Genomic DNA, 1305 nt, shown 5'->3' with positions numbered 1-1305 from the left:
CTCCTCGTCGGCGCGCTGCTCCTGCGGCCGCTCAAGAACCTCCTACCGCTAATCGGCTACCTGCCGCTCTTCGCGGTCGGCATGCTGGCCTGCGAGGTGCGGCTGCGCGAGGCGCTCGCCGCCCGGCTGCGGGGGCCGGGGGCGGCCTGCCTCGCTGCCGCCGCGCTCGTCCTCGCCGCGACCACGCAGGTCGTGCCGGGCAAGCCGGCGGCGCTCGCGCTCTACGGCGCCTTCTTCCTCTGCGTCGCCTGCGGCAACGACTTCGGCGGATTGCTGCGCTCGCGCGGCGCGCGGGTGCTCGGCGCCTGCTCCTACGGCGTCTACCTGCTGCACGGGCTGGTGCTGAGCGCGCTCTTCGTCGATCTCGCGCCCCTCGCCGGGGTGGTCCCGACCGCGCTGCTGCCGCTGCTGATCCCGGCCGCCGCCCTCGCCGCCGTGCTGCTCGCGGCCCTCGTCCACCTCACGGTCGAGCGGCCCGGCATGCGGGCCGGGCAGGCCCTGGCGCGGGCCTGGGGGAGCGCCCCCGGTCGCGCCCGCCTGCGGCCGCGCCCCGCCTGAGCGAGAGCCGGCCCGCGAGCCTCAGCCCTCCTTGCGGCGCCCGAAATCAGGCTCGGCCGTCTCCTGGCCCATCGCCACGATGCCGCGGCGGATCGCCCGGGTGCGGGTGAAGAGCGCGTGCAGCGCCTCGCCGTCGCCCCAGCGGATGGCCCGGGCGAGCGCGGCCAGATCCTCGTTGAAGCGGCCGAGCATCTCCAGCACCGCGTCCTTGTTGGTCAGGAACACGTCGCGCCACATGGTCGGGTCGGAGGCGGCGATCCGGGTGAAATCGCGAAAACCGCCGGCGGAGAACTTGATCACCTCCGACTGCGTGACCTCTTCGAGGTCCGCCGCCGTGCCGACGATGTTGTAGGCGATCAGGTGCGGCACGTGGCTGGTGATGGCGAGCACGAGGTCGTGGTGCTCCGGGCTCATCGTCTCGACGATGGCGCCGAGGCCCTCCCAGAAGGCCCGCACCCGCGCGACCGGCGCCTCGTCCGTCCCCTCGGGCGGGGTCAGGATGCACCAGCGGTTCTGGAACAGGGTCGAGAAGCCGGCATCCGGCCCCGAATACTCGGTGCCCGCCACCGGGTGGCCCGGCACGAAGGCCACGCCCTCCGGCAGGTGCGGCGCGACCGCCGCCACCACCGAGCCCTTCACCGAGCCGACATCGGAGAGGATCGCGCCGGGCGCGAGGTGCGGCGCGATCTCGGCCGCGACCGGGCCGACGGCGCCCACCGGCACGCACAGGATGACGAGGTCGGCCCC

2 protein-coding genes are annotated in these 1305 nt (G+C 74.8%); one reads left to right on the top strand and one right to left on the bottom strand.

Annotated elements, in window-relative coordinates; all coding sequences use genetic code 11:
• On the top strand, positions 1–558 hold a 558-nt coding region (locus AX737_RS34045; protein ID WP_348626799.1), incomplete at its 5' end, for an acyltransferase family protein.
• Between the two features lie 21 nt (positions 559–579).
• On the opposite strand, the gene AX737_RS03385 is transcribed toward AX737_RS34045, so the two are convergent.
• Positions 580–1305: prephenate/arogenate dehydrogenase family protein (locus AX737_RS03385; RefSeq protein ID WP_066919000.1), on the bottom strand; the 726-nt coding region annotated here is incomplete at its 5' end.

The sequence above is a fragment of the Methylobacterium sp. CCH5-D2 genome (assembly GCF_001556475.1).
GTDB classification, from domain to species: Bacteria; Pseudomonadota; Alphaproteobacteria; order Rhizobiales; family Beijerinckiaceae; genus Methylobacterium; species Methylobacterium hispanicum.
The sequence above is the reverse complement of the archived record's forward strand: the minus strand, read 5'-3'. Positions and strand labels throughout refer to the sequence as shown.